This is a genomic window from Alteromonas sp. G5_S2_22_S1 (genome assembly GCF_054968525.1).
This window is the reverse complement of the sequence record NZ_JBQKUJ010000012.1, coordinates 54,908-79,607: the sequence shown is the minus strand read 5'-3', so window position 1 is coordinate 79,607 and position 24,700 is coordinate 54,908. Positions and strand designations below refer to the sequence as shown.

Here is a 24,700-nt window from a genome sequence, read left to right as displayed (position 1 = left end):
AAATTGAAAGAAACCATTTATAAGCACTAAGCAAAGTAGCAATGCATAGATAGCGCAACGAGAAGGATGAAAACATGCCAAAGAAAGCGATTATTCCAGCCGGTACGTCTACACCGATAGCCCCTTTTGTTCCAGGGTCTATGGCTGACAACATTTTATATGTGTCGGGTACGTTACCGTTTGACGAAAACAATGACGTGGTTCACGTGGGCGATGCCGAAGCGCAAACACGCCACGTGTTAGAAACCATCAAGAGCGTTATTCAAGAAGCCGGTGGCACCATGGAAGATGTAACCTTTAACTCTATATTCATTACAGATTGGGACGACTATGCGGCGGTAAACAAAGTGTATGCTGAATACTTCCCGGGTGAAAAGCCAGCGCGCTATTGCATTAAGGTAGGCCTGGTAAAGCCGGAAGCCTTAATAGAAATTGCCTCTACAGCACACATAGGGTAAGCGGTTATGTTTGGACTCCCCGCTAACTGTGCCCACTGGTTCTATGTAGGTGAGCTCTATGCCTTCTGAAATGCAGGCCGGCGGCCCCAGTATGAAAAGCGAAATGCGCAGCAAGTTACATTACGAAATTCACGGGCTAACGTCGCCAGATGCGCCAACCGTTGTTTTTAGTTCGGGGCTAGGTGGCGCAGCTAAGTTTTGGCAGCCCCAATTGGCTGACTTTACTCAACACTATCGAGTGATCACTTACGACCAGCTTGGTACCAATAAGAGCGAGGCTGATTTGTGCAGTGAATACAGCATTTTGCACATGGCGGATGAACTCGATGTACTGCTGAAAAAACTTGAGGTGCAGCAATGTCACTTCGTTGGTCACGCGCTTGGTGGCTTGGTAGGGCTTCAGCTTGCGTTAACTCAGCCTGATTTGCTTAAAAGCATGGTTCTAGTAAACGCATGGAGTAGCCCAAACCCGCACACGCTGCGCTGCTTTGACATACGCAAAGCCTTATTGGCAGCAGATAGAAAAGATATGTACCTACAGCTACAGGCGTTACTGCTGTTTCCGCCTGACTGGATAGCCCAAAACGCCGAGCACTTGGAAGAGGAAGAGGCACAGTTGCTTAACCACTTTCCCAACGTGAATAACTTGCTTGCTCGTATTGGCGCACTTAGCACGTTTGATATTGATGACAAGTTAAAGGGCATCACCACGCCAACATTTGCGCTGGCGAACAAAGACGACACCCTAGTGCCCTGGCAGCGCTCTCAGATGTTAGTAGACCGCATGCCTAATGCCGAACTGTCGGTGATGGAATATGGCGGTCATGCCTCAAGCATTACTGTGCCTGATGCATTTAATAAATTGGTATTGGAATATTTGCAGCGCGTAGCGTAGTCGCAAGCCGTGCTCCTACACAAGCGTTGCTATCAAAGTCATTTAAGGCTTTGTCGAACAACTTAAAACACTGGAAAGAACTTGAAATGACGGTATCAGAGATAACTGAAATTGGAACAAAAGACCCTATTAGCGAAAGTGGTTTAGCCCAGCTATTTAGTGATGCACACACCCACACCACCTGGTTGGATAAAAAGATAGATGACGCCGTGCTAAAGCAGCTTTATGACTTAGTGAAAGTAGGCTCGACATCGGCAAACTGCAGCCCGGCGCGCTTTGTTTTTATTACGTCAGATGAAGGGCGGGAGAAACTCAAGCCTTGTCTTTCAAGCGGTAATGTTGAGCAAACCATGACAGCCCCTTGTACGGTCATTGTGGCTTATGATGAAGAATTCTATGAAGAATTACCTACGCTATTTCCTTACGCAGACGCTAAGAGCTGGTTTACCTCAAGCCCAGAAGCGGCTTATGAAACGGCGATGCGAAACAGCTCAATGCAGGGCGCGTATTTAATTAGCGCTGTCCGCGCACTAGGGCTTGATGCCGGTGCCATGTCTGGCTTTAACCCCAAATTACTCAATGAGACTTTCTTTTCAGACAGCACGTGGAAGGTGAACTTCTTACTGAACATCGGCTATGGCGACGGCAAGAAAGTCCATAAACGTTTGCCTCGCTTAAGCTTCGAACAAGCTTGTCAAATACTGTAACGCTAACGAAAAAGGATATACGTATGACTATTACCGCAATAAAAAACGCAGTAACAGAAGTGCTTCCCCCGGTAACCTCAGAGGCATACCGTCAAGGCATGTCTAGCTTAGCGGCAGCCGTAAATGTCGTTACAACAAATGGCCCAGAGGGGCGAGCAGGCTTTACCGCCACAGCGGTGTGCAGCGTAAGCGACAACCCCGCCACACTGTTAGTGTGCTTAAACCGAAGCGCCTCTGTGCATCAGGTGTTTAAAAACAGCACGCACTTGGTTATCAACACGCTTACCTCGCAGCACCAGTCAATTTCAAACACCTTTGGTGGTAAAGCGCCCATGAGTGAACGCTTCGAAATTGGCGAGTGGGTGGAATCTACGACCGGCTGCCCTAGACTTGCCGATGCTGCCGTGAGCTTCGATTGTATTATTACAGACGTTAAAAGTGTGGCCACACACGATGTGCTTTTCTGCCAGGTGGTAGACATTAAGCAAGACCCAGAGGCCGACGCACTTTTATATTATCAGCGCGGCTATCACAGCGCGTGTAAAGACGCATAACTAAAGGATTAGATTTGAAATGAAAGTAGTAGGCCACTTTATAAATGGTGAAACCTGCACGCCGAAAGGGCGCATGCAAGATGTCTATAACCCGGCAACGGGAGAAGCAGAGAAACTGGTTTTACTGGCATCGAAAGCCACGGTGAACGATGCCATTGTGAGCGCACAGCAAGCGTTCCCTCAATGGCGGAATACCCCGGTTAGCAAGCGCGCTCGCATCATGTTTAAATTCAAAAGTTTACTGGAAGAGCATGCTGAAGAGATAACCGCGCTAATTGGCGCGGAGCACGGAAAAATAAGCCACGATGCGGCAGGAGAACTGCAGCGTGGTATCGAGAACGTAGAGTTTGCCTGTGGTGCACCTCAGCTACTTAAAGGCGAGCACAGTAAGAATGTTGGGCCAAGCATAGATTCGTGGAGTGAGTTTCAGCCTCTTGGTGTGGTTGCCGGCATTACGCCATTCAACTTTCCCGCTATGGTGCCGCTTTGGATGTTCCCGCTTGCCATAGTGTGCGGAAATACATTTGTACTTAAGCCTTCAGAACGCGACCCAAGCTGCGCCATTTTCTTAGCTAAGCTACTCAAAGAAGCCGGGCTACCTGATGGCGTATTTAATGTGGTGAATGGCGATAAAGAAGCCGTTGATCAAATTCTTGATGATGACCGCATTAAAGCAGTGAGTTTTGTAGGCTCTACGCCTATTGCTGAATATATCTATTCAAAAGCAAACGCGAACGGCAAGCGCTGCCAAGCCTTAGGCGGTGCCAAAAACCACGCTATTGTTATGCCAGATGCTGACATTGATAACGCGGTAAACCAGTTGCTTGGCGCAGCTTTCGGTTCTTCCGGCGAGCGCTGTATGGCGTTATCAGTAGTGGTAGCGGTGGGCGATGAGGTGGCCGACAAAATCGTAGATAAAATGCAAACAGCCATGAAAGGCTTGAAAGTAGGGGCATTTGACGATGCATCTAACGATTTTGGCCCGCTTATTACTCTGCAGCACAAAGAGAAAGTAGAAGGTTATATCACCAGTGCCGCTGAGCAAGGCGCTAATGTGGTCGTTGACGGGCGAAGCCCCACAGTCGAGGGGTATGAAACTGGCTTTTTCTTGGGCGCAACCCTTATCGATAACGTCACGCCGGAAATGACCAGCTATAAAGCCGAAATTTTTGGCCCGGTATTACAAGTTATGCGCGTTGAAAGCATGGAGCAAGCCATGCAGCTTATTGACGAGCATGAATACGGCAACGGCACTTGCATTTTCACCCGCGACGGTGAAGCTGCCCGTTATTTCTCCGACAATATTCAAGTAGGCATGGTAGGCATAAACGTACCGCTGCCTGTACCTGTTTCTTATCACAGCTTTGGTGGTTGGAAGCGGTCACTCTTTGGCGACCTTCACGCATACGGACCTGACGGCGTGCGTTTTTATACTAAGCGCAAAACTATTACCCAACGTTGGCCTTCAAGTGGCGTTCGAGAAGGAGTGAGCTTTTCTTTTCCTAGCTAGCAAGGCGTTTTTTCGAAAAAACGGTTAGTTCGCTAAGAAAACCTTGTCGTAAAAGCTAACGTTAGCTGGGAAAAAGCAGAACAAATTACGCCTAGAACCAGGCTTAACACTAAGCCATTAATAATAACAATTTAAACCCGCAAACCTTTGGCAGTTCCTCTCCAGTCCTGCCTTAGGTTTGCACCCTAGTGGCAATCGATAAGCAGTTCACGTCGACCGTTACTCTTAAAAAAATATCGGGACAACACCGCCGCAAGGCTTGTCAAAAAGAACTATAAACGAGAGTAAAACATGCATACGTTAAATACACACAAGCGTCTGCTGGCGTTAACCGTTGGGATGGCGTTAAGTGCGCCAGCAGCCTTTGCTGCAGAGAACGTTTGGGAAAGTATTGAAGTTACCGCGCAAAAGCGCAACGAGAATATAAGCGATGTGGGTATTGCTATTACCGCCTTTTCAGGCGAGCAATTAGAAGCGCTGGGTCTTGAGAGCAGTACCGAGCTTATCGCGTTTACACCAGGCGTGTCGTTAGCCGGGGATATAGGTGGGCAACGGGCTATCTTTAATATTCGAGGTGTGGTGCAAAACGACTACGCCGATTTGGCCGAAGCGCCGGTAGCGGTTTATGTAGACGGAGGGTATCTTGCTAGTACCCAAGCGCAAACCTTCGGCTTATTTGATGTAGCCCGTATAGAAATACTCAAAGGCCCGCAGGGCACCTTGTTTGGCCGTAACGCCACCGGAGGCTTGGTTAATACCGTTACCGCAAAACCTACCGCCGATACAGAAGGTTACGGGGAATTCACAGCGGCTCGCTTTGACCAATACCGCTTTGAAGGTGCTATTTCTGGTGAAATTGCAGAGGGCATTTACGGTCGCCTTTCTGGGTTCACCAATCAGCAAGGTGAAATACTCGAAAATATTTATGAAGACGGCGCAGCGCCCGATACGCGCTTGGGGTCAGTGGGCGGCGGGGAAGACGGCTACAACGATGATACCAAAGCGTTCCGCGCCCAGCTGTTGTTTGACATTGGCGAGGAAGGCTCGTTGCTTCTTAGCGGTAACTGGTCTGACACCACAAAAAGTGAAGGCCCTTATCAGGTGGTTAATACCACCGAGATAAAAGATGCTGATGGCAATGTGATAGATGTAATTTACGCTGCCGATGACCCGTTAGGCTGCGACACTATTCAAGCCGGCGTTTGTGTAGACGGTAACTTTAACGGCGACCCCTTCCGCCCCGTTCAAGGTGGGGATTTCAACGGTAACTTCGACCCTGACGGCTCGGGCAATAAAGTAAATAAAGATTTCGCTTTTGACGATCAAAACAAGATCAAATCAAAAGGCCTCGCGGCAACGTTAGACTATGCCTTCGAAGACTTCGACCTCTTTGCTATGACAGATTATAAAGAATTCAAGCGTACCGTTGGCCTTGATTCCGATCAAACGGCATCGCCAGAACTCATCTTTCAATCTAACAGCACCATAGAACAGTTTAGCCAAGAGCTTCGTTTCTCAGGTGAAACCGCAGATTTAAAGTGGGTTGGGGGGCTCTATTACCTTTCTATCGATACGGATTACAGTCAAGGGTTAGCGGGTTCACCCACTACCTTCTTTTTAGGTGGCGAAGAAAACAATACGTTAGTGTCGCTTGAAACTGATTCTTACTCTTTATTCGGACAGGTAGACTATAGCTTAACCGATGACCTGGTTTTAGTGGGCGGCTTGCGCTATACCCGCGAAGATAAAGCGTTTGTTGGTAACGTGTATCAAAACGAAAATACCAACGATCGCATTATAGAAATTGATACTAGCACGGCCTCGTTAGAGGTAATGGATGAACAAAACGATCAAAACTTATGGTCAGCTAAACTCCAATTAGAGTATAGCGTGGGCAATAGTCTTTACTACGCCGGTATAAATCGAGGTGTAAAAGCGGGCAGTTTCAACGCACCACTATTAGGTGGATTTAGCTTTTATGAACCTGAAGAGCTGACTTCATACGAAGCTGGCTTAAAGCACAGCTTTATGCAGGGAAGCGGCGTATTTAATGCCAATGTTTTTTACTATGACTACAGCGATTACCAATCGTTTTCGTGGGTAAATAACGCGGGTGTGGTTACCAATGAAGAAGCGTCATTTAGTGGTGTGGAACTAGAGGTCTTTTTAACGCCAGCAGACAGCGTAGATGTCATGGTGAATTTCTCTTATACCGATGCGGTGGTTGAAGATTTAGAAGTGGCTTCAGGTTACTTTGCCGATACAACGCCGCCATTTACTCCCGAATTTCAGGCGTCTGCCATGCTTCGCTATAACTGGGATGCCTTTAACGGGAATATGGCAGCGCAATTGTCAGCTAGCTATCAATCTGAAACCTTTCACAACGCGCGTAATTTTACCGCTCATGAGATTGATAGCTATGCCACTGCCGATACCCGTTTAACTTGGGTTGACGGGCAAGACAAATGGAGCTTAGCTGCCTACGTAGATAACCTGTTCGACTCAGACCATGAGCTTATTGGCTTTGACGTGACGGGCTTTTATGGGACCAGCCAAATATCCTATGCGAAGCCAAGAACCTATGGCGTAACGATAAGGCGTAATTTTTAATTTGAGTAGTAATGCGCTTTATTCCTATTGAATAAAGCGCCAAATTTAGCTCCAAAAAACACACGTGATTAGGAGAGATACCAAAAGTACAAAACGGTATGTAGGTATCGCTTTATCAAAGCGCGCGAAACGGCAGTGTTTTTGCTTTTCTTTCAGTATTACAGGCAAAGACGCTGTATTTTATTAAGCTAAGCGTGAGTAAACGACTTCACGAAGAGCAACTTTTTATCAAGAAGCAACGTTTGTTAAATGTCACTATGAGCACAACAAACTCAACGAGGAAAGAGATCGTGGATAACACCAACAATCAACCCATGACAAAACCTTCCCATTACGATGGCGATTTATGGAACGAAGACTTAGCGCCAACCAACAAAGCAACAAGAACCTGGGGGTGGAAAGACTATGCGGCATTATGGGTCGCCATGGTGGTGTGCGTACCTACTTATCTCTTATCTGCCGGGCTAGTGTCTGAAGGCATGAACTGGTATCAGGCAGTGATTACCGTGCTGTTAGGCAACGTTATTGTGCTTGTGCCAATGATGCTAATTGGTCACGCGGGGGCTAAATACGGCTTACCTTTTCCTGTATTGCTACGTAGTGCTTTTGGCACCAAGGGGGCGAAAATACCCGCGTTAGCACGAGGCCTCGTAGCATGTGGGTGGTTTGGAATAAATACTTGGGTGGGGGGAAGTGCCATCTACGTTATTTTAAACAGTATTAGCGGCGATGCCTTTGTAGGTCAAACACTCCCTGTTTTAGGAATAGATATCACTCAAACGTTATGCTTCTTTGCCTTCTGGGCAATGCACTTGGTGTTTATTAAGCACGGCACCGAATCGATACGCTGGCTCGAAACCTTCGCTGCACCATTTTTGATCTTAATGGGCTTAGCGCTTCTTACTTGGGCATACATTAACGCGGGTGGTTTTGGTGAAATGCTATCCACGCCGTCACAGTTTGTAGAAGGTGGCGCTAAAGAAGGGCAGTTTTGGTCTGCTTTTTTCGCAGGTCTTACATCTATGGTGGGTTTTTGGGCAACCATGGCTTTAAATATCCCCGACTTCACTCGCTTTGCTAAATCACAGAAAGATCAGATGCTAGGGCAAGCTATTGGCTTACCTTTACCCATGGCACTGTTTGCCTTCATTGGCGTAGCGGTTACCTCGGCAACGGTTACCATTTATGGCGAAGCCATCTGGGACCCTGTCGCTCTTGCTGGTCGAATGGGCGGCATGGGGGTTGTGTTTGCCCTTGCCGCACTAGCCCTTGCGACACTAACAACTAATCTCGCTGCGAATATGGTTGCACCTGCCTATGGGTTCTCGAACATGGCGCCTTCAAAAATTAGCTTTAGAATGGGCGGATATATCACCGCGGGAATAGGTGTAGCTATTTTTCCTTGGAAGCTGCTTGAAACTGCGGGCGGATATCTATTCACATGGCTTACGGGATATTCAGCACTACTCGGCCCAATCGCAGGTATTCTAATTGCCGACTATTTCATTTTGAGAAAATCGACGTTAAACATTGATGCGCTGTTTCAACATTCGGGTGAATACGGTGCGAACAACGGTTGGAACATGGCGGGTGTAGCTGCACTTGTCATTGGTATTTTGCCTAATATACCCGGCTTTATGCACGCGGCAGGGTTTGTAGACAGCGTACCAGCCATTTTCGATACGCTTTACGCCTACGCGTGGTTCGTAGGGTTAATAATAGCCAGTGTCGTATACCTGCTGCTGTCTAACAGGGTACCAGATACCATACAGGCAAGAAGCGCCTCTTAATAACGGGGTCAGAGTACTTTTCTACAAAATGTACTCTGACCCCCCAAATAAACTTCGAGGGGGTTATTTTCGCTTCATGTTTTCAAAAAGCGAAGGCTCCCAAGGCCGCATGGCCATAAGTAACCCCACATGTTGGCGCTCTTCAATAGGTAAGTCATTATCTTCGCTACTCAGTTTTGCTGCTTCTTGCCGAAGCTGCTCTAAACGCCGCTGAATAATAGAAACCGAGCTCTGTGAATAGCGCCCTCGCAAGTAAAAGCGAAACATCCACGGTTCGTTCTTCTTCGGATCCATAAACTTCACCATCACTTCCTGTTCCATGAACTTTTCTAGCGGCCCGCCGGGGATCCATCGAAAATCTTGGGCAATAAGCAGCTTATAATGGTTGTTTGGCAACAGTTCGATAAGCTTCAGTCTATCGAGGGTTGTCATTAGTTTAATGCCTTCCACTTCATCAATATCGTAATGCTTGATCAGTTCTGAAAAGCGCCAACCGTCTCTTACACACACCGCGGCAAGCAGTAACTTAGGGTTAGCGAGCAGTTCCATTTCTTGCTGTTCAGATAGCTGTGAAATTTTCTCTTGTTGCTTTTGTGAAAGACTGAATAAATCGCTTAACGACAAATGTAAGCACTCACAAATCTGCTCCAATTTATCAAGACTAAACGCTTGTAACGAGAAATTACGCTTCACGCTAGCCTCGCTCACATTGAGTGTTTCTGCCAGCTGCTTATAGGTGAGTCGCTGTTCGCGTAAGCACTGCTTCAAGGTGTCGTATACAAGGCTAATTTGGCTCATGGTATTACTTTTTTATACTTGTGGTGTAATTTAATACTACATTAATCATTTGGGTTTACGAAATTTATTCTTGGTTCTAGTGTAGAACGTGTTCAGGCAAACCTTGTCTTAACAAACCAGGAGCAAGTGATATGAAAAATACACGTTCAACATTGATGTTAACTGCATTACTCAGTAGTGCGCTTCTTTCCCATTCTGCAATGGCAGATGATTCTATAGACCATAGCGGTAAAGCCAGTAAGCACAGTGTGTTAGCTGCCTCTGAAGGTTTAGCGACAACAGCTTCGGTGGCGAGTGCGGTCGTGGCAGTACCGGTAGTATTGACAGGGAGTGTGGTTGTTGCCGGAAGCGCGGTGGTAGAAAGCGCTGTGAATGAAAGTGCTCGCAATCTTCATCGGGCAAGCCATCAATCTTCAGTGGCGCATGATCAGCCTTTGGTGATAACCGAAACCATTATTACTGCAGACCCCGCTCCAAACCAAGTGGTTACTACTAAAACCAAAGTGATCACAACCACAACTAATCCTAAGCGGTAGGTTAAACATGAAAGCCTACTTAACTTCAATCGGGTTTGCCCTTGTACTATTAATGTCTGGTATTCACCACGCATACGCGGGGAGCCAGCAACATGGTAAGCCCACCTTTACGCCAGAAGCAATTGCGACCTTTTCAAAAGATGTAGAAAAGTATGCGGCTAGTGAAGGCGCGCGGGCGTTTATTATTGCAAGACGTGGCAGGCCTATTGAAGATATGCCGAAAGGAATTCGCTTTACCCATACCGCAATTGCTATTTATTCAAGCATTCAGCTAAGTGATGGTAATATGGCGAAAGGCTATGCCATACACAATTTATATCAAGACGCTGAAGAGCAGGGCGAAAGTCATTTAATTACTGACTACCCTGTTGATTTTTTCTGGAGTGCTTATGCACTGGAAGCGGGAATTATTATTCCGTCAGTAGAAGTGCAGCAGGCTTTAATCAACCTATACCGCGATGACAAAGCTAAGCTACTTCATAATTCTCGATATTCCGTGGTGGCGAACCCGTTTAATAGTGAACGCCAAAACTGCACCGAGTATACCCTTGATGTATTGAACGCAGCCATGTACTCAACGACCGATGTTGCACAGCTAAAGGTTAATGCGAAAGCGTATTTTACACCGCAAAAAGTACATATGAGCCGCGCGAAACTTGGCTTGGCAAGTATGTTCAGTGATGGCGTAACCCTCTCAGACCACGGCCGCAAGGTAGAAACCACCACCTTTGGTAGCCTTGCCCGCTATATGCAAAAGTACGATTTAATGAACAAGGCCGTTACGTTTACCCATACGGGTCAAATAAAGAATATTTAGGAGTTTTACTATGCAAAACATGAATAAACCCACTAAAGCGTTTCGAATTGCGTCACTAGCAGCACTAATCGTAGGCGTAGGTGCGTATTTCATAGGTTTGTACAACGCACCTATGGCCCTTAACGAAAAAGGTTATTACTTCACTATTATGCTATTTGGCCTATTTTCAGTGGTAAGCTTGCAAAAAACGGTACGCGATAAAATGGAAGGTGTTCCCACAACCAAAGCATACTTTTTAGCTTCAGCGGTAGCTACCGGATCAGCCATAGTACTGTTAGTTATTGGATTGCTGAATGCCGAGCTTTTACTAAGTGAGAAAGGCTTTTTCGGAATGGCGTTTACGCTTAGCCTGTTTGCCGCCATCACGGTACAAAAGAACGTACGCGATAGCCAAACTCTAAGTGAGCCAAGTAGCGTCGACCCTCAATTAGAAACCAAAGCTTCACAACCTGAAGCCAACACTAAAGTAAAAGCCGCATAAAAGTTACGGGGGCAGAGTACATTTCGTCAAAAAGTACTCTGCCTCAAATCTTTGTCGAACTGTTGCACAAAGCTGGAATCTTAGGGAAAAATTGATATTCCTACCTAAGGTCGAATTGATAAGACTCGATAGCTTGCGTATTCTCAACGTACTTTATGAGATAACTGCTAGAGGTAATAAACGCTGTGTGTGAACTTTTAGGCATGAGTGCGAACACTCCCACAGACCTATGTTTTAGCTTTACCGGTCTAACTCGCCGCGGTGGTGAAACGGGGCCGCACAAAGATGGCTGGGGCGTTGCCTTTTACGAGGGTAAAGGCGTGCGAATGTTTCACGACCCTGAGCCTTGCGCCACATCGCCTATTGCCGACTTCGTTTCTAAGCTACCCATAAAGAGCAAAAATGCTATTTGCCATATCCGCCAGGCTAACGTGGGCAACATCAATTTAGCTAACACGCACCCTTTTACCCGCGAGTTATGGGGGCGGTATTGGGTGTTTGCACACAACGGTCAGTTACCTAATTTTACGCGAAGAACAGGTATCTACGAAGCCGTGGGTGATACCGATAGCGAAGAGCTTTTCTGCGACATTATGAATAATGTTAGGCAAAACCTTTCCCGAGACGCTATGCCTGAGCAGTTAGCCGAAACGCTGGTGGCGCTTTCAAAAGAGTATGCGCAGCAAGGTGTGTTTAACTGTTTGCTAAGTAACGGCGACTGGTTATTTACGTTTTGTAGTACAAAGCTAGCTAGCATTACCCGCAGAGCACCTTTTGGCCCGGCTTGTTTAAGTGATGTCGAAGTAGAAATTGATTTTGCCGCTGAAACCACGCCAAAGGATGTGGTGAGTATTATCGCGACAGAACCGTTAACGAATGACGAACCGTGGGATATATACGAACGGGGCGAATGGAAGCTTTGGCAAGAGGGCGAGGTGATAGCCTCGGGTAAAGTGGATGTGCCTGAACATAAAAAAGAAGCTGAGATGGTAGCACCGGATCCCTCGCTGCACGACTAATTACGAATTGTGGGGGCAGAGTCTGACCCCAGTACTTGGGAGATTTTCTTTTTAACGATTTCATAGCGGGCGGGAAGCGTACTATGTGGGGTTTGAACGCTGTACAGTGGCTCGGTTACATCGTTTTTAGCTTGGTATACAGCGAGCTTTTCGGCAAAGCTGACAAAGTTTAGCGTGCTTGTAGGCAGTACGGTAAAACCCAGTCCTTCACTCACAGGCAATAGTATTTGCGAAAGTTGATTAATGTAGCCGGTGTGGTGAAGCTGATTTGGGTTAATGCTGGCAAGGTCAGCTTCACCGCAATCGTTAAAGTAACGCTGTACATAGTGCATGGCATCCGGGTGGTTAATAAGCCCTAATGTCGTGACAACGTTTTTGATAGAGCCGTCAGCTTTTTGCAGATCATCGTCAGCTTTTTGAAGACCAACGTCAGCGCTTTTTGCGTTATCCGAAGTTGCAAGGTCTGAACCAAGCAGCGCACGAGGCAGAATAAGCCCCAGCGGCTCTTCGCCTAAGTATTCGCTTTGCACATCTTTTGTGTCTGGCATGTTGGTGACAATACCAAGCTCAAGGGTATTGTTGGCAATGCCTGACAAAATCGTTCTGCGGGGCGCCACTTCAACGTGAATATTAAGTGCACTATGCTGTTTTTGAAGGCTAAGTAGCGCAGGGTAAATACGCTGAGCAATTGCGCCAGAACACGCCACTACGCATTTTCCTTCATACGGCGCGTCGAACTTTAAGCTAGCAATAAAATCTTGCGCTTGGGCTTGCTGACTTTTTGCGTAGTGATAAACGCGCTGGCCTTGTTCGGTAAGCTGAATGCCTTTACCTAACCGAATTACTAACTCGCAATTGCAAACATCTTCTAGCTTTTTTATGTGCTGGCTCACCCCGGGTTGCGTCATAAAGCGCTGTTCCGCCGTACGTGTAAAATTTCCTGCTTCAACTAAGGTGATAAAGGTATCCAGCCAAATTGGATTAATCATAACGCTATAAATTCAAATTATCATTTTAAGAAATAATGATAATTTCATGTTTTATGCTTGTCTAGCTACTATGTGCCCACGTTCACTTAAACGCGCTATCACTTGCCGTAAGGCCACTGAGATAAACCGTGCGTTTAAGCCATTTTGAATACTTGTACTACAAAGGAGTAAGTGATGACTGAAGCAGTAAAAACACCGTATCCACGTACGTTTTCACACATTGGCATTTCGGTGCCCGATTTGGAAGCCGCAGTTAAGTTCTACACCGAAGTGCTTGGCTGGTACCTTATTATGAAGCCAACCGAAATAGTAGAAGATGACTCGGCTATTGGTGAAATGTGTACCGATGTCTTTGGGGCAGGCTGGGGCAAGTTCCGTATTGCGCACCTTTCAACGGGTGACCGTGTAGGCGTTGAAATCTTTGAGTTTAGCAATCAGGAAAACCCAGAAAATAACTTTGAATACTGGAAAACCGGTATTTTTCACTTCTGTGTTCAAGACCCTGATGTTGAAGGTTTGGCCGAGAAAATTGTTGCTGCTGGTGGCAAAAAACGCATGAAAGCGCCACGTTACTATTACCCAGGTGAAAAACCATACCGCATGATTTACATGGAAGACCCGTTTGGCAACATCCTTGAAATTTATAGCCACAGCTATGAATTACACTACGCAAGCGGTTCTTACGAATAAGCGCGTGGCAGTTAACCTAGCTGTAATTTGAGTTAACACCTGTGGTTAACAAGGGCAGCTAACGACCAAATACCGACTAAATACGAAAAAGGCGAGGGCGCTTCTGATATAAGCGTACCTCGCTTTTTAATACGCACTCACTACATCTACGTTACCCAAACTGCCCAGAAACATACGGGTTTGTGGCTTTCTCTGTGGCTATGGTGGTCGTCGGGCCGTGGCCGGGATAAATGGTCATATCATCGGGTAACACCATTATCTTCTGCTTAATTGAATCGATAAGCTGCTGGTGATCTCCTTGCGGAAAATCGGTGCGGCCAATAGAGCCTGCAAAAATGACGTCCCCCACAATCACCTTATTGCTTGTGCGCTCGACTAATACAACATGGCCCGGTGTGTGCCCAGGGCAGTGCAGAACGTCCAGCGTTAAGGTTCCAACTGAAATGGTATCGTTGTCGTTTAACCACTCAGTAGGAGCAAAAGGCTGTGCCGGTGGAAACCCAAACATTTGGCTTTGCTGCATTAGGGCATCTAACCAAAACTTATCACCCACATGCGGCCCTACAATAGGTACATTGTAATGTTCGGCAATAGCAACCGTACCGCCCACATGATCTAGGTGACCATGAGTCAAAATGATCTTCTCTATATTGACGCCTTTGTTTGAAGCTGCGCTTATCAGCTTTTCAATGTCGCCACCAGGGTCAACAAAAGCCCCTAGCATAGTAGATGAGTCCCAAATTAATGAGCAGTTTTGAGCAAACGGGGTAACGGGTATAACTTGAATTTCCACTTTTTAACCTTTTGAAGCGTTGTTGTGTAGGACGACATAAAGCACTGCGCCAATAACGAGTTCGCCCACTAAAAATAACCATGCATGGGTTGAAGATTGTGTAACAGACCACGCGCACACCGCAAGCGCTAAAAAAGGCAACACGCGCTTAATAAGGTTAACCGGAAGCGTTAACTGATTCTGCACCTTAATGAGCACCAACACACACATTGCGTACACCACTAACCTTGCCAGAACACTCGCAATGGCCAGCCACACGAAACTTCCGCTTAGCGCCAACATGCCGGCGAAAATACCCAATACCAATATGGAGATGTAAGGTGTAGCAAACGTTCCGTCTACTTTGCCTAACCACGGCTTGCCCAGTTTGCCCGGAATAAGCGACTGATGCGCCATGGAAAACGTTAGCCGAGAGGTAGAAATCATATTGGCAAGCAAGTTACCTGCAACAGACACCACAGCAGTTAGCGTCATAATAAGCGCACCGGTTTCGCCAAAAATCATATCGGCAAGGGCAATCAACGGCGCGCTATCGGGCTTTGCTGCGCCTACCGTATGCCAGTACAACCACTGCACGCAAAAGTAAAACAGTGCAATACCTGACACGGTTAACATTAGGGCCCGAGGTATGGTTTTTTTCGGTGAATTCGTTTCTCCACTGGTTACCACCACAGTTTCAAACCCTATAAAGGCGTAAAGCGTAAGTAGGGCGCCAGCAGAAATGGTATCAAAAGCCGGTAACGTGTTTGACATTGACGAGTCAGACTCGAGGTTAAAATCTAACTGCCAATAGCCTATACCGATAAGAGCGGCAAAGGGCAAAAGCTTTAACACTGAAATGGTGTCTAGTGCCCGCATCGCAGCTTTTAAACCCACAATATTCACAAAGATTAGCGTTGCTGTTAGTGCAATAATGGCTAGAGACTTACCTATCCCTGCGTTTAGCTCAGGCCAAACATATCCTGCGTAAAGTAACAGCACGTGCATATTGGCCGCGATAGCGGTTGCGCGGGCTAAATAGTAAATGAAGCCAGTTTGAAACGCGGCGGCATCACCGAAGCCTTTGCGGGCATAAATCACTGGCCCGCCGGTTTCCTGATACAAGACGGCTAGCTGCCCAAAGCACCACACCACAGCAAGCATCAGGGCGCCAAAAATCAAAAAGATGTAAGGGCTGAACGCACCTAATTCAGCGGCCATTTTGGCTGGTAGGGCAAAAATTCCCGCCCCAATAAGGCCGTTTAGCACTAAGAGGGCGGCACCTACACCGCCAATTCCTTTGCTTAAAAGGCCTTTGTTTGAATTGCTCATTTACGCACTACACTCGCGGTTATTGGGCAAATACTTGTTTGCCTGCCACGTACGTAGCGTGCACTTCGGTTTTCCAAATGTCCTTCGCATCAATGGTGAAGATATCTTGGTCCACTAAGATAAAGTCGGCCCATTTTCCTGGCGTTAGCGTACCTAGTGTGTCTTCCATATGCCCAGCGTATGCCGCATCTAACGTAAAGCCTTTAAACGCTTGCTCAACGGTTAGAGCCTCGTGAGCATACCAGCCTTTTACTGGCTGGTTGTTTCTGTCTTGACGGGTTACCGCCGCGTGAAGGCCGTAAAAGGGGTTGGCTAACTCTACTGGAAAGTCAGAACCTAGTGGCAGCGCAATGCCTGAATCTAGCAACGTTTTCCATGCATAGGCGCCTTTCATACGTTCTTTGCCTATGCGATCTTCGGCCATGTTCTTATCACTGGTGGCATGCGTTGGCTGCATAGAAGGTAGCACTTTTAACTTGGCAAAGCGGGCCAAATCATCGGGTGCAATTACTTGCGCATGCTCAATTCGATGGCGGAGTTCGCTGCCGCCAATATTGCCAAAGGTAGTTTCAAATTCATTGAGCGCTACGTGGTTCGCTTTATCGCCAATGGCGTGATAGTTAAGCTGAAATCCTGCGCCTATAACGGTGGTGAAAAGCTGCGTCATGTCTTCAGGTTGAGTCAGTAATAAACCATGCTGGTGTGGGGCATCGGAATAGGGCGCAAGAAGCGCTGCACCTCGGCTACCTAGCGCGCCATCGCCATAAGCTTTAACCGAGCGAATATACAAAAAGTCGTCTTCGTCGCGAATAGGGCCGTTACCCAACATGGTCGAAAGCTCGGTATCTGTTGCGCTTATCATAGCGTAAATACGTACCGGTAAATCGCCCTCAACGGCCTCTTTTAAATAGAAGTCATAAACCTCTCTGCCGACGCCGGCATCGTGCATTGACGTGATACCATTAGCAAGTAAGTGCTCACCAGCTGCGTCGAGCTGTTGGGCATATATGGCGTTACTGGCTTTGGGTAAATGCGCTTCGATTAATAAAGATGCGTTATCAATGAACACGCCAGTAGGGTTGCCGTTTGCATCTTTGATAATTTCACCGCCAACGGGTGATTGAGTGTCTTTAGTAATGCCCGCTAATTCCATGGCTTTAGTGTTGACCCACGCCGCGTGACCGTCTACACGGGTAAGAAAAACGGGGCGGTCAGATACGACGTTGTCTAAGTCGGCCGCTGTTGGAAAGGCCCTGTCAGACCATAATTCTTGGTTCCAGCCACGCCCTGTAATCCAATCTTGTTGTGCATTGGCAAAAGCGTAGTCGGCCACCATTTTGGCGGCATCTTGGGCGCTGCTGCTTTCTCGCAAGTTCACTTCGAGTAAGTTTGCACCTAAGTCTAGCAAGTGACCGTGTGCATCTATTAGCCCTGGCAGCATCACCTTTCCGTTGCCATTTATGGTTTCATCAATACGGTGGTTGTCTTTTTCTACGTTTAGTGCCACCACCTTGCCTTCATCTATAACAAGGTTAGAAAACGTGATGAGCTTGCCGCTTTCATTAAGCGTGTAACCTTTCACGTTATTTACAAGCGTTGCAGCCTGAGAAGCTCCCATAGACAGGGCAGCCATGAGTGCGGCAGAGGCAACAACGCCCATTACTCGCTTTGCAGGATGAGTATTCAATAGTGTTGGAGTCATAGTTAATTTCTGTCTTATCTTCATGATTTTTATTCTTCGTTTAATTCTTCAAAGTCGATGATAGGTGGCTGTAGCAAAAAGTCACGTTCCCAAATTTTTGCCATGGAAGCTTGGCTAATGTTGCCCCCAGATAACATCACTAAAGCGGTTTGCCCTGGTGTCGTATTGGCGGCCCATGCAGCAACCGCCGCCATAGTCATAGCGCAAGTAGGCTCAATGTGAAGCTTTAGTAGATGGTGCAGCCATTGCGTCCAATAAGCAATTTGCACCTCGTCCACTTCATAAAAATCATCAAGCTCTTGAAGTAAAGGAAACGTAACATCACCAACAGATGGTGTGGCTGCGCCATCGGCAAGGGTGTTAGGCGAATAGTCTAAAGCAACAATTTCACCTGCTTGAAGCGACATAGAAGCATCGTTGGCTTCAGCGGGTTCTGCACCAATGACAAGTGCATCAGGTTGCAATGTGCGTGTTGCCAACAGAGTACCTGACAACAAACCACCACCACCGCAGGGAGCAAATACAGCGTCTACCTTACCCACCTCATTGAGAGCCTCAAGTGCTGCAGTGCCTTGTCCGGCTACAATATCTTCGTGATTAAACGGCGGGATCCAAACCGTATCAGGGGCTTTTGATGCTTCTTTTACCGCAGCGTCGGCCTCTGGACGAGTGGGAAACAACTTTAGTTCACCACCATAGCTTTGCGTGGCAGCGGCTTTAATAGGGGAAATAGTTTCACTGGCAAAAATTGTTGCCTTAATACCAAAGTGTGCAGCTGCATAGGCTACCGCCTGCGCATGATTACCCGAACTATTTGCAACCACGTGTTTTGGAAGGCGATCTTCTTCTTGTAAACGGGCGAGGAAATTCATGGCGCCGCGAAGCTTAAACGCGCCGATCGTCTGTAAGCACTCGGCTTTAAATAGGATTCGGTGGCCTAACCAGTGGTTAAGTAAAGATGATTCCACTATAGGCGTGTGTTTTACGTTTTTTTTGATCCGCTCGTAAGCGAGTTTAATACTGTCAAAGTTAGGTGTGCTACTCATTAATTAGCGCTCTATGGTTAGCGATGCTTTATCTATTTTGATACTAATCCCCTACAGTGCCAGATGTGTTCATGTTTCGCCAGAGCCTACAACATATTGTATATAAGGCAATTCACATTTGTTTCATAATTCTACTTTAGTCTATCTCGGCGATTTACCGGAGATACGCAAATGCTGAGCAGAATTAACCATCGTATATATGCATTCCCTACGGTGCTTTTCCTTTTTCTCACCCTCGTTTTCGTATCTGCGGGTGTATCCATTCAAAGTGAAGAACGTGCGGCCCGAGTCTCTAAGGCAAATACAGTGGCTGAGCAAGTCAAAATCAGCTTAGAGGTCTTTTCTACCGAGCGTATTCAAGCCCTTCACAACGTAATGAGAAATTGGCCTACGTTTGAACCGAACCAGGTAGACTGGTTTAATGCCCAAGCGCTTTCGCTTATGGGAATGCAAAAAGGATATTCATCGCTAGCGTTTGTTAACGCGAAGGGCAATATAGAGTGGATTGCTACCCCAAATTCAGGGGTTAAAACGCGATTGGATAACCGTTTAGTCGGGCACCCGGCGGGCGACAAGTTACTAAAAGAGATATCGACTATTTTTAGGCAATTTGTAAATGGCCAAGATTTACTGGCTCGCATAGGAGGCGACGAGTTCTGCATTATATTTCGTAACCAAAGTTTGGATGAGGTTACCCAGTGTTTAGATAAACTTTTGCTTGCCGTTTCAAATTACCGCTTCGTATATGACGATAAACTCTTTTTCGTTGGTGCCAGCATTGGTGTAATAGAAATAAACGAAAGTACTCAAAGCGCTGAAGCATTGATTAAGGCAGCAGATAATGCCTGTTATAAAGCCAAGCACCTTGGGCGCAATCGCTACTTTGTGTTCCGAGAAAACGACAGTCAAATGGCGATAGACGACAGTGAAAACCAAGTATTGCATGCACTGCATAAAGCACTGCAACACGACGGGTTCGAGTTGTATAGCCAGGCGATTATGCCGCTTACAGTGCCGCAAGAAGAGCAAGGTGCTCACTTACAGCATTATGAAATTTTACTTCGTTTAAACTCTAAAGAGAGTGGGCTTATTAGCCCCGGGTTATTCATACCTTTAGCAGAACGCCACGGGTTGATGAACAAAGTGGATTTATGGGTTGTCGATAACACCTTAAAAACGTTGGAAAGCAACCCTGCGCATATCGACAATGTAGGTAAGGTAGCGATTAATCTGTCGGGGATCACGCTTGGCGATGAAATGGCGCTGCATAAAATCGCGCAGCGAATGCAAAGTACCACAGTACCCGCCGAAAAAATATGTTTTGAAATAACCGAAACAACCGCAGTAACTAACTTAAATGCGGCAAAACATTTTATTTCTATATTACGTGATATCGGGTGTAGCTTTGCCCTTGATGACTTCGGCGCGGGTATGTCTTCCTTCACGTATTTAAAAAATTTAGACGTGGATTACGTTAAAATTGACGGGTCCTTTGTTCGAAATATCGTTCACGATCCTATTGATCATGCTACAGTAACGGCAATTAATAACATTGCGCACAGCATGGGTAAACAAACCGTTGCTGAGTTTGTGGTGGACAATGCGACAGCAGAAGTACTGCGAAAGCTGAAGGTCGATTATGGCCAGGGTTTTGCTTTGGATAAACCCAAACCACTGGCGCATAGAGTTCAATGGCGAGTAAAGCTTGCCTCTGCCTAAAAGGAAATAGTTATGGGTTTATTTGATACCATTATGGGTAATGCAAGCGAAACAAGCGCTGCAGATGTTCAAGAAGAACTCTCCCCCATATTAGCGGCTAATGAGACGGTTACTTCTGCGTTCAAATTAGTGCGCGATTTAAGCGTGTTCACTAATAAGCGTTTAATTATTATTGATAAGCAAGGCCTTACAGGGCGCAAAGTAAACTACCACTCAATTCCCTATAAATCGATTACCCAGTTTATTGTTGAAACGGCGGGGCATTTTGATACCGACGCTGAGCTTAAAATTTGGTTGTCGGGTAAAGCCGATCCAGTTGAAATAGAGCTGAGTGCGTCATCAGCGCAGGCGGTACAGCAAAACCTAGCAACCCAGATGTTTAGCTAATAACGGCAAATATGGTGCCCCTTTGTGGGTATTGCATTTTATATACCGCCAAGCCATTTTGTAAAACCCATTAAAAAAGCGATGCGCTTTCACAAGGCATCGCTTTTTTATTGCTTCACTTACTCTTAGCTTAGTCTTTTAAATTTCTATTAAAGAAATTGGTGACAGTTTTGTATAAGTGAATGCCCGTTTGTTTTCCACGAATACTGTGTTTCTTTCCTGGGTAGTCCATGGTTTCAAACGGAATTGCCAAGTCTTGAAGGTGTTTGTACAGCATGGTCGAGTGGGTGAACAGTACGTTATCGTCAGCCATGCCGTGGTAAATCAAAAGGTCACCTTTAAGATCTTTTGCGTAAGGGAATACTGAAGACGCAGTGTAAGCATCGTCATCCGTATTTGGGTTGCCCATGTAGCGTTCAGTATAGTGGGTATCGTATAAGCGCCAGTCGGTGACTGGTGCGCCTGATACACCCGCTGCAAAGTAATCGCCCGCTTTAAACATGGTCATTAGGGTCATGTAGCCGCCATAGCTGTGGCCATGAACACCAATACGCTCAGCATCAACGAAAGGAAGCGTACGCAAAAACTCTACGCCTGCCACTTGGTCTTCAACTTCAATAAAGCCCATTTTTTTGTAGATAGGATCTTCAAAACCCTTGCCGCGATAGTTAGAGCCACGGTTATCTAGCGTAAACACTACATAGCCTTGGTCAACCCAATGTTGGAACAGCAAACCTCGGTTGCCCGCCCAGCTGTTTGTTACAACTTGTGCGTGCGGGCCGCCGTAAAGGTAAACAATAACAGGGTGTTTTTGCTTAGGGTTTTGCTTTGCACTTTCTGGCGTGTAAATACGGTATTTGAGGGTTGCGCCATCTTTGGTGGTAATGTCACCAAATTCAGGGGCTGTCCAGCTATCCATATAGGCGTGCAGCGGGTGGCCTTCTTCAACCTTGTTTTCTTCAAGCCAAGTAATTCGCTCGCTGGTTGCGCTGTTAAGGCTAACCTGGGCAGGTGAATTTATGGTTGAGAAACGGTCAATAAAAATAGAAGCATCTTTGCTAAACGCAGCGCTGTGATAAGCACCAAGCTCAGTCACGCGAGTTATATCCCCGCCATCTAGCGACACACTATATACATGGCTTTCCAGTGGCGTGTCTTTACGTCCAGAGAAGTACAAACGGTTATTTGCTGTGTCGATGGCTTCTACACTGTCTACTACCCAGTCACCCTTCGTTAATTGCTTAACTAATTTACCGTTATTGTCGAAGAGGTAAAGGTGCTTGAAGCCATCGCGCTCTGAAGCCCAAATGAATTGGCCTTGCTCTTTTAAGAAGTATAGGTCGTCGTGCAGGTTTACCCACGTATCACTCGATTCGGTTAACAGCACCTTTTGCTTGCTTTCTGTTATGTCAAAAGCGCGAAGTTCAAGGGTTTGCTGGTCGCGGGTTTGCCACTGATAAGTAAAGGTACTGCTGTTTGGCATCCACTTACCACGGGCAAAATAAATGTCTTTGTCATCACCTAAATCTACCCACGTGCGATCGCCAGATTTAATATCTTGGATAGCTAGTTCCACCAATACGTTTGGCGTGCCCGCTTTCGGGTACTTTTGTTCAATAAGTTTGATGTCGTCAGCATAAATTTCAGAGCGGGTGATCACGTCGACCGGGCTTTCATCCACCTTGGTAAATGCAATCTTGCTTTCATCTGGTGACCACCAGTAGCCTGTCATGCGGCCCATTTCTTCCTGTGCCACAAACTCTGCCATACCGAATTTTATATTGCCGCCACCTTCTTTGGTGATGGCGGTTTCTTTACCTGATGCAATGTGCTTTACGTAAAGGTTCTGGTCGCGAATAAACGAAATGTAGTTGCCTTTAGGCGAAAGCTTGATGTCGGTTTCAAAAGCTTCTGTATCGAGCAGCTGCTTGGCACCTTTCTCGCCAAGCTTGTGGTAAAACACGTCGCCGCCTAGCGGGAATAACAACGCTTTACCATCGTCAGACCATTGGTAGCTAACAATACCGCTGCCTGATAAGCGCATACGCTCGCGACGCGCTTTTTCTTCGTCAGAAAGCACTTCTTCGCCACTTTGTAAATCGTTAGAGTCGAACAGCATGCGAGTTTCACCACTCTCAATGTGGTATTCCCAAAGGTCCAAACGTTCATAATCGGTTTGTTTCCCTTTAAGGAAAGTTACACGCTCTCCATCAGGCGATACTTTTAAAGCACGAGGCGCATTGCCATCAAGAGAAGGGGAGGAGAAAATGCGCTCAATAGTGAGCGTTTCAGCGTTTAAAGCAGTAGAGAGCATAGCGGCTCCAATTAAAAGGGCTTTTTTCATTTTTATCTGCATATTTGACTGTCGAAGGTTTGATTGTAGTTATATCAATTTATGATACAAGGTGCGACGTATGAAATCCGCAATGGTGCTAGGAGCGACAGGTTTAGTAGGACGAACGCTCGTAAACATGCTGTTACAGGATAGACGGTATAGTGAAGTAACCTGCTTGGTCAGAAAACCGCTGTCATCGCAGATGTTTAAGGACCCACACAATAGGTTAAGCCCCGTGGTGATCGACTTTGATCATCTTCAGGATTACCAAGGCTACTTTAGCGTAGATCATGTCTATTGCTGCCTAGGCACAACGCTTAAAAAAGCGGGGTCCAAGCAAGCGTTTCGGCGGGTGGATTTTGAATATGTCCACGTAGCGGCGCAGTTAGCCCGGGCGCAGCGTGCGAATAGCTTCGTTTGGATTTCGTCGGTGGGGGCCGATGCTAAAAGCAGTAACTTTTATTTAAGGGTAAAAGGCGAGTTAGAAAATGCCATTATGCGCATGCCTCAGTTGCCCCATGCATCAGCAGTTAGGCCGTCGCTGTTGTTAGGCAATCGAGATGAGTCGCGCACCCTTGAAGATATTGCGCAGAAAACCGCGCCTATCTGGCAAAGCCTGATGAAAGGGCCATTGAAAAAATACCGGCCGGTTCATGCCGTTGATGTAGCGAGAAACATGATGTCGTTACAGCGCTGGTAATGAAATGTCACAACCTTAACGTGAAGCGCTGGTTATCATGGTATAGAATGCGCGGCTTTCAATGACAGGATAATGTCTACCTTCTTATGTTTCGCTGCAAACAATTTACGGTTGCTCAAGACAAATGTGCAATGAAAGTGAACACAGACAGCCTTATTCTAGGAAGCTGGGCTGAGCCTAACTCCGCCCAGCGCATAGTAGATATAGGAACGGGAAGCGGCATTTTAGCGCTGATGATGGCGCAAAAAGCCCAAGCTTTGGCCTTCATTGATGCCATAGAGATTGATGAAGGCGCTGCAGCACAAGCCGCTTTTAATTTTCAAAACGCGAAGTGGTCAAAACAGCTATTTATACATCATAGCGATATCAAGACGTTTGAAGCGCCATATCAGTACGATATGATTATCACAAACCCCCCTTATTTTGATACGCCACATCAAGAGACCAAGGCTTATAACGCGCAGCCGGAAAAGCGAAACCTAGCAAGACAGACGTCTTCACTTAATCCGAATGAACTTTTTAAGCGAGCCAGTGCAATGCTTGTTGAGTTAGGAAGTATGTACTGCATGTACCCATCTTCTATAGAAGACAATGTCATTGAGATTGCGCTGTCCTGCGGCTTCGCATTAAAGAAAGTAATGTATGTAAGGCACTCGTCAGTAAAAGCACCTTACCTTTGTGTGTTTCACTTCACAAAACGTGCTTCAGGTTTAGCGGGTTTAAACCGCCAACATGTCTTGGCATCAATCGCTGCAGATAGCAGGCAAACACTCACTATAAAAGATGAACAGGGCCAATATACCCACGAATACAAAGCCCTTTGTCAGCCTTTTTATTTGAAATTTTAACGAGC

23 protein-coding genes are annotated in these 24,700 nt (G+C 46.5%); 16 read left to right on the top strand and 7 right to left on the bottom strand.

Going from position 1 to position 24,700, the window contains the following annotated elements; genetic code table 11:
- Positions 1–74: 74 nt before the first annotated feature.
- The 7 genes from rutC (at position 75) to ACTRWF_RS13520 (ending at position 8,524) form a co-directional block, all read left to right on the top strand.
- Positions 75–458, top strand: a complete 384-nt coding sequence (rutC, locus tag ACTRWF_RS13550; RefSeq protein ID WP_020746630.1) for a pyrimidine utilization protein C — start codon at positions 75–77, stop codon at positions 456–458.
- Positions 459–516: 58 nt separating this feature from the next.
- Positions 517–1,353 (top strand): pyrimidine utilization protein D, encoded by an 837-nt coding sequence (gene rutD / locus ACTRWF_RS13545; protein ID WP_020746629.1) that lies wholly within the window; start codon positions 517–519, stop codon positions 1,351–1,353.
- 86 nt (positions 1,354–1,439) lie between these two features.
- A complete protein-coding gene (locus ACTRWF_RS13540) occupies positions 1,440–2,060 on the top strand; it encodes a malonic semialdehyde reductase (RefSeq protein WP_020746628.1) in 621 nt (206 codons plus the stop codon).
- Between the two features lie 23 nt (positions 2,061–2,083).
- Positions 2,084–2,614 (top strand): flavin reductase, encoded by a 531-nt coding sequence (locus tag ACTRWF_RS13535; RefSeq protein WP_015068123.1) that lies wholly within the window; start codon positions 2,084–2,086, stop codon positions 2,612–2,614.
- Positions 2,615–2,633: 19 nt separating this feature from the next.
- Complete coding sequence (locus ACTRWF_RS13530; RefSeq protein WP_015068122.1) at positions 2,634–4,124, top strand: CoA-acylating methylmalonate-semialdehyde dehydrogenase; 1,491 nt, start codon at positions 2,634–2,636, stop codon at positions 4,122–4,124.
- Positions 4,125–4,415: 291 nt separating this feature from the next.
- On the top strand, positions 4,416–6,734 hold the full coding sequence (locus tag ACTRWF_RS13525; protein WP_462835713.1) for a TonB-dependent receptor domain-containing protein: 2,319 nt from the start codon (positions 4,416–4,418) through the stop codon (positions 6,732–6,734).
- 290 nt (positions 6,735–7,024) lie between these two features.
- A complete protein-coding gene (locus ACTRWF_RS13520; protein ID WP_462835712.1) occupies positions 7,025–8,524 on the top strand; it encodes an NCS1 family nucleobase:cation symporter in 1,500 nt (499 codons plus the stop codon).
- Positions 8,525–8,587: 63 nt separating this feature from the next.
- Here ACTRWF_RS13520 and ACTRWF_RS13515 read toward each other — a convergent pair whose 3' ends face one another.
- Positions 8,588–9,322, bottom strand: a complete 735-nt coding sequence (locus ACTRWF_RS13515) for a helix-turn-helix domain-containing protein (protein ID WP_015068119.1) — start codon at positions 9,320–9,322, stop codon at positions 8,588–8,590.
- A 131-nt stretch (positions 9,323–9,453) separates the two neighbouring features.
- Between ACTRWF_RS13515 and ACTRWF_RS13510 the strand changes: the two genes are divergently transcribed.
- From ACTRWF_RS13510 to ACTRWF_RS13495, 4 genes are all read left to right on the top strand, one after another.
- Positions 9,454–9,858 (top strand): hypothetical protein, encoded by a 405-nt coding sequence (locus ACTRWF_RS13510; RefSeq protein WP_023559908.1) that lies wholly within the window; start codon positions 9,454–9,456, stop codon positions 9,856–9,858.
- Positions 9,859–9,865: 7 nt separating this feature from the next.
- Positions 9,866–10,675 (top strand): DUF2145 domain-containing protein, encoded by an 810-nt coding sequence (locus ACTRWF_RS13505; protein WP_462835711.1) that lies wholly within the window; start codon positions 9,866–9,868, stop codon positions 10,673–10,675.
- Between the two features lie 10 nt (positions 10,676–10,685).
- Positions 10,686–11,156 carry an inner membrane protein YiaA gene (gene yiaA / locus ACTRWF_RS13500; protein ID WP_015068116.1) on the top strand — a complete coding sequence of 157 codons (471 nt, stop codon included), beginning with the start codon at positions 10,686–10,688 and terminating at the stop codon, positions 11,154–11,156.
- Positions 11,157–11,341: 185 nt separating this feature from the next.
- A complete protein-coding gene (locus ACTRWF_RS13495; protein ID WP_462835710.1) occupies positions 11,342–12,175 on the top strand; it encodes a class II glutamine amidotransferase in 834 nt (277 codons plus the stop codon).
- Here ACTRWF_RS13495 and ACTRWF_RS13490 read toward each other — a convergent pair.
- A complete protein-coding gene (locus ACTRWF_RS13490; protein ID WP_462835709.1) occupies positions 12,172–13,164 on the bottom strand; it encodes a LysR family transcriptional regulator in 993 nt (330 codons plus the stop codon). The genes ACTRWF_RS13495 and ACTRWF_RS13490 overlap by 4 nt on opposite strands.
- Positions 13,165–13,338: 174 nt before the next feature.
- On the opposite strand from ACTRWF_RS13490, the gene ACTRWF_RS13485 reads away from it, so the two are divergent.
- Positions 13,339–13,854: a lactoylglutathione lyase family protein gene (locus tag ACTRWF_RS13485; protein WP_020744320.1), complete on the top strand. Its 516-nt coding sequence runs from the start codon at positions 13,339–13,341 to the stop codon at positions 13,852–13,854.
- Positions 13,855–14,005: 151 nt separating this feature from the next.
- On the opposite strand, the gene ACTRWF_RS13480 is transcribed toward ACTRWF_RS13485, so the two are convergent.
- The 4 genes from ACTRWF_RS13480 to ACTRWF_RS13465 form a co-directional block, all read right to left on the bottom strand.
- Positions 14,006–14,647: an MBL fold metallo-hydrolase gene (locus ACTRWF_RS13480; RefSeq protein ID WP_020744319.1), complete on the bottom strand. Its 642-nt coding sequence runs from the start codon at positions 14,645–14,647 to the stop codon at positions 14,006–14,008.
- A 3-nt stretch (positions 14,648–14,650) separates the two neighbouring features.
- Entirely contained in the window at positions 14,651–15,958 is a 1,308-nt protein-coding gene (locus ACTRWF_RS13475) for an APC family permease (RefSeq protein ID WP_020744318.1), read from the bottom strand.
- A gap of 19 nt (positions 15,959–15,977) precedes the next feature.
- Positions 15,978–17,618 (bottom strand): amidohydrolase, encoded by a 1,641-nt coding sequence (locus ACTRWF_RS13470; RefSeq protein ID WP_020744317.1) that lies wholly within the window; start codon positions 17,616–17,618, stop codon positions 15,978–15,980.
- 71 nt (positions 17,619–17,689) lie between these two features.
- Positions 17,690–18,706 (bottom strand): serine/threonine dehydratase, encoded by a 1,017-nt coding sequence (locus ACTRWF_RS13465; RefSeq protein WP_462835708.1) that lies wholly within the window; start codon positions 18,704–18,706, stop codon positions 17,690–17,692.
- A 171-nt stretch (positions 18,707–18,877) separates the two neighbouring features.
- On the opposite strand from ACTRWF_RS13465, the gene ACTRWF_RS13460 reads away from it, so the two are divergent.
- Together ACTRWF_RS13460 and ACTRWF_RS13455 are read left to right on the top strand one after the other, a co-directional pair.
- A complete protein-coding gene (locus ACTRWF_RS13460) occupies positions 18,878–20,425 on the top strand; it encodes an EAL domain-containing protein (RefSeq protein ID WP_462835707.1) in 1,548 nt (515 codons plus the stop codon).
- 12 nt (positions 20,426–20,437) lie between these two features.
- Positions 20,438–20,812: a PH domain-containing protein gene (locus ACTRWF_RS13455; protein ID WP_462835706.1), complete on the top strand. Its 375-nt coding sequence runs from the start codon at positions 20,438–20,440 to the stop codon at positions 20,810–20,812.
- Between the two features lie 130 nt (positions 20,813–20,942).
- Here ACTRWF_RS13455 and ACTRWF_RS13450 read toward each other — a convergent pair whose 3' ends face one another.
- Entirely contained in the window at positions 20,943–23,156 is a 2,214-nt protein-coding gene (locus tag ACTRWF_RS13450) for a DPP IV N-terminal domain-containing protein (protein WP_462835705.1), read from the bottom strand.
- 70 nt (positions 23,157–23,226) lie between these two features.
- Here ACTRWF_RS13450 and ACTRWF_RS13445 point away from each other — a divergent pair, with 70 nt between their 5' ends.
- Positions 23,227–23,847: an NAD(P)H-binding protein gene (locus ACTRWF_RS13445; protein WP_462835704.1), complete on the top strand. Its 621-nt coding sequence runs from the start codon at positions 23,227–23,229 to the stop codon at positions 23,845–23,847.
- 131 nt (positions 23,848–23,978) lie between these two features.
- Positions 23,979–24,695, top strand: coding sequence for a methyltransferase (locus ACTRWF_RS13440; RefSeq protein WP_462835703.1), 717 nt, complete (start codon positions 23,979–23,981; stop codon positions 24,693–24,695).
- The last annotated feature ends 5 nt before the right edge of the window (positions 24,696–24,700 follow it).